This window comes from Falsiroseomonas oryziterrae (assembly GCF_021864505.1).
GTDB lineage: Bacteria > Pseudomonadota > Alphaproteobacteria > Acetobacterales > Acetobacteraceae > Falsiroseomonas > Falsiroseomonas oryziterrae.
This window is the reverse complement of the sequence record NZ_JAKJIB010000278.1, coordinates 1-5,673: the sequence shown is the minus strand read 5'-3', so window position 1 is coordinate 5,673 and position 5,673 is coordinate 1. Positions and strand designations below refer to the sequence as shown.

The window sequence follows — 5,673 nt, the reverse complement described above, 5'->3', positions numbered from 1 at the left end:
AACAGCCTGGAGTTCAGGCGTGAGCTCTTCCGACCTCGCCAGGGCGTCGTTCCTGGGCGGCGTGGCTCCTCCTGCCGCGGCGAAGCCGCGGCAGGGTGCCGGGGGGGGCAGCCAGCGATGAGCGCACGGCCCGTCGTGCGGCAGCGCAGGCTGTAGTCGGCGGGCCACACCGGCCCGCCTTGCGTTTCGTTCTGCCCTGAAAAAGCCGCGACCGCGTCAACCTCGGGTCAAGCCGCACGTCCAAGACTGCGACGCGGACGGTCGCTCGCGCGCATCGCCCGCCAGGACGGCTTCACCCTTTCCCTGTTCGGTGCGGTATCCATGACCGAGTCGATCCGTCGCCTGTTCCGCTCCCTGGCCGCCACGCTGCGGCGGCGCCTGCGCTACAGGCCCGAACGCGCCTATATGCGGGGGCGCTGACGCCGCCTCACGGGCTCAGGGCGCGAGGTGCCGCACGGGCAGGCCGACCGCCTCCGCCACCAGCGTGCGATGGCACTGCGCCGGATCGGCCTCCAGGCAGAGCAGGCAGACCGGCTGCCGCCGCGCCAGCGCCGAAAGCTCCGCCAGCGCAGCCTGCGCCTCCACCCCCGCCAGATGCGCCGCGAAGATCCGCCGCATCTCGGCCGGGCGGCCGGCCCGCGCCGCCGCGCGCCCAGCGGCCGGCGTACCCAAGGCGCGAAGGTGCAGGTAGCCGATCCCGGCCCCTTCCAGCGTCGCCGAGAGCGCGCGCTTCGCGAAGCCGGGCCGCCGGCTGGCGGCGATGGCGCGCACATCCACCAGTGTCGCGACCCCCGCCGCCTTCAGCGCGGCGAGCAGTCGGTCCGGCGTCGCGCCCTCGTAGCCGATGGTCGCGACCGCCGGAGCCTCGCTCACGCCGTCACCGGCTCGCCGCCGCGTGCGCCATCACCTGGTCGCCGCCGCATGTGCGGCGAGGCAGGCGACGTCGAGAATCTGGTTCACCCCGGCACCCATCGGCACGATCTGCGCCGGATGCGTCAGCCCGGTCAGCAGGGGGCCGATCACCTGTGCGCTGGTCAGCTTCGGCACCGACTTCGTCAGCACATGGGCTGCGTGCAGCCCCGGCATGATCAGCACGTTGGCCGGACCCGTCAGGCGGCAGAAGGGATAGAGCGCGGCCCGCAGCGCCGGATCGAGCGCGACATCCGCCGCCATCTCGCCGTCGAACTCGAAATCGGCACCGCGTTCCGTCAGCAGCTTCACCGCCTCCCGGATGCTGCCGGGGATGCTGCCCTTCGGATCGCCGAAGGTGGAGAAGGACAGGAACGCCACCCGCGGCTCCATCCCGAGCCGCCGCGCCGCCGCCGCCGAGCCGCGCGCGATCGCCGCCAGCGTCTCGGCATCCGGCCGCTCATGGATTGCCGTATCGGCGACCAGCACCGTGCCCGCGCGGCGCGAGACGACGATGGACACGCCGAACACCGACCGCCCCGGCACCGGGTCGATCGCCATGGAGATGCCCTCCATCGCGACCGAGAAGGACCGCGTGGTGCCGGTGACGATCGCATCCGCATCGCCGCAGGCCACCATGCAGGCGGCGAAGACGTTGCGGTCCTGGTTCACCAGGCGCTGGCAGTCGCGCAGCAGGAAGCCGTCGCGCTGCTTGCGGGCATAGAGGAACTCCGCATAGCGGCGCGTGGATTCCGACACCCGCGCGTTCTGGATCTCGATGCCCTCCGGCATCGGGATGCCGAGCGCGACGACGACGGCGTTGATCCGGTCCTCGCGCCCGACCAGCACCGGCGTGCCGTAGCCCGCGTTGCGATAGGCGATCGCGGCGCGGATCACCTTCTCCTCCTCGCCCTCGGCGAAGACGACGCGCTTCGGGTTGTTGCGGACCGATTCCGCAATGGCTTCCAGCGCGCCGGCGGTCGCATCCAGCCGGTTGGCGAGGTCACGCGCATAGCGCGTCAGGTCGGCGATCGGCTTGCGCGCCACACCGCTGTCCATTGCCGCCTTGGCGACGGCCGGCGAGACGCGGGAGATCAGCCGAGGGTCGAAGGCGTTCGGGATGATGTACTCAGGCCCGAAGCGCAGCGACTTGCCGGCGCCGGCACCCGCCACCTCCTCCGGCACGTCTTCGCGCGCCAGCATCGCCAGCGCCTCGGCGGCCGCGACCTTCATCGCGTCGTTGATCGTGCTGGCCCGCACGTCGAGCGCGCCGCGGAAGATGAAGGGGAAGCCGAGGACATTGTTGACCTGGTTCGGATAGTCCGAGCGGCCCGTCGCGATGATGCAGTCGGGCCTGACGGCGCGCGCCTCGTCCGGCGTGATCTCCGGATCCGGATTGGCCATGGCGAAGATGATCGGATGCGCCGCCATGGAGCGAACCATCGCCGGCGTCACCGCGCCCTTCACAGAGAGACCCATGAAGCAGTCGGCGCCTTCCATCGCCTCGGCCAGCGTGCGCGCCTTGGTCTCCACCGCATGCGCCGACTTCCACTGGTTCATGCCATCGGTGCGGCCGCGGTAGATGACGCCCTTGGTGTCGGCCAGGATGACGTTCTGCGGCCGGATTCCCATCGCCTTCACCAGCTCGGCACACGCGATGGCCGCGGCGCCGGCGCCGTTGATGACGAGCTTCACCTCCTTCAGGTCGCGCCCCGTCAGGTGGCAGGCATTGATCAGCCCCGCCGCCGCGACGATCGCCGTGCCGTGCTGGTCGTCGTGGAAGACGGGAATGTCCATCAGCTCGCGCAGGCGCTGCTCGATGACGAAGCACTCCGGCGCCTTGATGTCCTCGAGGTTGATCCCGCCGAAGCTGGGCCCCAGGAACCGCACCGCGTTGACGAACTCCTCCACGTCCTCGGTCGAGACGCAGAGGTCGATCGAATCCACGTCGGCGAAGCGCTTGAACAGCGCCGCCTTGCCCTCCATCACCGGCTTCGACGCCAGCGCGCCGAGGTTGCCGAGGCCGAGCACCGCGGTGCCGTTGCTGATGACGGCGACGAAGTTGCCCTTCGACGTGTAGTCGTAGGCCAGCGCCGGGTCGCGCGCGATGTGCAGGCACGGCTCGGCGACGCCCGGGCTGTAGGCGAGCGACAGGTCGCGCGCCGTGGTCAGCGGCTTGGTCAGCCGGATCTCGAGCTTGCCCGGCCGGCCTTCCGAATGCAGTGCGAGCGCCTCTTCCGCGGTGATGCGGGCCGTCCTGGTGTCGGCCACGGCCTCGCCGGGCGCCTTGCGCGCGTCGTCCATAATCCCTGGTTCTCCCCAACCGCCCCCTTATGCGGCCATGGCGCGGAGAGCGGAAGCCGGGGGCTTCGCAGCTGCGAGGGGCGGGCCGCCACATGCGCCGCAGGCTCGATCCCGACGTGCGCCGCAGGCCTGATCCCTACGCGCGCCGCACGTTCCAGGGATAGGGCGAGGAGCCGGGCAGGATGCCGGTGATGTCGCGCCGGAAGGCGGTGCGGATCACGAACTGGCCGAGCGGCACGAAGGCCGCCTCGTCCAGCGCCAGCCGGCCCAGCTCGCTCGCCAGCGCGCGCTGCCGCGGCTCGTCCGGCGCCTCGATCCAGGCCTCGGCCAGCTCCTCGGCCCGTTCGCTACGCCACCAGCCGAACCAGCCCTGCGCGCCCTGGCCGCGCACCAGGAAGGAGATCGCCGGATTCGCCCAGGCCGAGGCGCCGCCGGTGGTGTGCAGCATGGACCAGCCGCCGCGCTCCACGGTCTCCCGGTTGGTCCGGCGTTGCACCACCGTCCCCCAGTCGCTCTCGGCCAGTTCCACGTTCATTCCGATCCGCCGCAGTCGGTCGGCGCTGACCTGGCCGAGCGGGCCGATATCCGGGAAGTCGGTCGGGTTGATGATGACGACGCGCTGGTTCGCATAGCCGGCCTCGCGCAGCGCAGCCCGGGCGCGCTCCAGGTCGCCCGGCATCACCGCAGCGCCGAGATCCTCGAAATAGGGCGTATGGCGCGGCCAGAGGCTGCGGCCGACCGCCCAGTCCGGGCCGTCGCCGCCGCGCGAGGCCCGCATGTATTCCTCCTGCGCGACGGACAGCCGCACGGCGCGCCGGATGCGGACATCGTCGAAGGGCGGATGCAGGCAGTTCATCCGCATCACCGCCATGCGCCCCGCGGTGTCCGTCACCTCGCGCCTTATGTCGCGCGAGCGGGCGAGCAGCGCCTGCAGGTCGGGATGCGGGCGCTCCCACCAATCCACCTCGCCGGCCTGCAGCGCGGCCGCCGCCGTCGCGGCGTCGGGCAGGATGTGCCACTCGATGCGGCGGAAATGCGCGACCTTGGCGCCGGAGGTCCAGGTCGGCGCCTCCTGCCGCGGCACGTAGTCGTCGAACTTCTCGTAGACGACCCGGCTGCCCGAGTTGAACTCCCCGGCGATGAAGCGGTAGGGGCCGGAGCCGACCATCTCCGTGATGGCGCGGTTCGGGTCGGTGCGGGCGATCCGCTCCGGCATGATGAAGGGCACCGAGGCGTCGGGCTTCGCCAGCGCATCCGGCAGCAGCGGGAAGGGCCGCCGCAGGCGGATGAGCATGGTGCGGTCGTCCGGCGCCGACCACTCCACCGCCTGCCGCGCCAGCAACTGCCCGAAGGGCTCGCGCGCGCACCAGCGCTGGAGCGAGGCGATGCAGTCCACCGCGCGCACCGGCGAGCCGTCGTGGAAGCGCAGCCGCTCGCGCAGCCGGATGCGCCAGGTGAGGCCGTCGGCCGAGACCTCGTGGCCTTCGGCCATCTGCGGCTTCGGCCGCAGCTGCTCGTCCACGCCGTAGAGCGTGTCGAAGACGTAGAAGCCGTGGTTGCCGGTCACCGTCGCGGTGGTGAAGACCGGGTCGAGCACCGCGAGATTGGCCTGCGGCACCATCCGGAGCGTCGCCGCCCGCGTGTTCTGCGCGACGGCGGGTGCGGCGAGCGGCAGCGCGGCGGCAGCAGCAAGGATGTCACGGCGTCTCATGGCAGCTTCCCCAATCCTGGCGGCCTCAGGCGATGGCCGGTTTTCTCCCTGGGAAGCAGCCTGCCCGTGCTGCGCCGCCCGCGTCCAGGCTTCGCGGAAAGGCCGCGACCCGCTAACCACGTCGCGTGTCCGACCGGATCCCCCCCGCCGAAGGCGCCACTCCTGCGATGGCGCAGTGGTTCGCCGCCAAGGCGGCGCATCCCGACGCCCTCGTCTTCTTCCGCATGGGCGACTTCTTCGAGCTGTTCTTCGCCGACGCCGAGGAGGCGGCGGTCATCCTCGACATCGCGGTCAGCCACCGCGGCGAGCATCGTGGCCAGCCCGTGCCGATGGCCGGCGTGCCGGCCCATGCCCTCGACGCCTATCTCGCGCGCCTGATCCGCGCCGGTCGCCGCGTCGCGATCTGCGACCAGATGGAGACGCCGGAGGAGGCGAAGCGCCGCAAGGCGCCGACCATCCGGCGCGAAGTGGTCCGCATCGTGACCCCCGCGACCGTCTTCGAGGACGGGCTGCTGGAGGCCGCGCGCCCCGCCTGGCTGCTCGCGCTGGCCGAGACCGGCGAAGGGCTCGGCGCCGCCTGGCTCGACGTCTCGACCGGCAGCTTCGCGACCGCGGCCTTGCCCCGCGACGGCCTCGGCGCGCTGCTCGCCCGGCTCGAACCGGCCGAGGCGGTGGTGCCGGAAGGGCTGGCCGCGGAACCCGAACTCGCCCGCCGCCTCGCCGGCCGCATCGCCGTCCGCCTCGCCCCG

Annotated in this window: 4 protein-coding genes; 1 reads left to right on the top strand and 3 read right to left on the bottom strand. The window is 72.1% G+C overall.

All coding sequences use genetic code 11. The features are described 5' to 3' along the window. Positions 1-435: 435 nt before the first annotated feature. The 3 genes from L2I40_RS18030 to L2I40_RS18020 all read right to left on the bottom strand — a co-directional run bounded on the left by L2I40_RS18030 (position 436) and on the right by L2I40_RS18020 (position 4,924). Entirely contained in the window at positions 436-873 is a 438-nt protein-coding gene (locus L2I40_RS18030) for a DUF488 domain-containing protein (RefSeq protein ID WP_237216579.1), read from the bottom strand. Positions 874-903: 30 nt separating this feature from the next. Beyond that, entirely contained in the window at positions 904-3,213 is a 2,310-nt protein-coding gene (locus tag L2I40_RS18025; RefSeq protein WP_237216578.1) for an NADP-dependent malic enzyme, read from the bottom strand. A 136-nt stretch (positions 3,214-3,349) separates the two neighbouring features. Beyond that, positions 3,350-4,924: an ABC transporter substrate-binding protein gene (locus L2I40_RS18020; protein WP_237216577.1), complete on the bottom strand. Its 1,575-nt coding sequence runs from the start codon at positions 4,922-4,924 to the stop codon at positions 3,350-3,352. Positions 4,925-5,091: 167 nt separating this feature from the next. Here L2I40_RS18020 and L2I40_RS18015 point away from each other — a divergent pair. Further along, positions 5,092-5,673: MutS N-terminal domain-containing protein (locus tag L2I40_RS18015; protein ID WP_456305749.1), on the top strand; the 582-nt coding region annotated here is incomplete at its 3' end.

Coding starts and splice junctions, on each gene's coding strand:
- L2I40_RS18025 (WP_237216578.1), bottom strand. CDS start 3,213: ATGGACGACGCGCGCAAGGCGCCCGGCGAGGCCGTGGCCGACACCAGG.
- L2I40_RS18020 (WP_237216577.1), bottom strand. CDS start 4,924: ATGAGACGCCGTGACATCCTTGCTGCTGCCGCCGCGCTGCCGCTCGCC.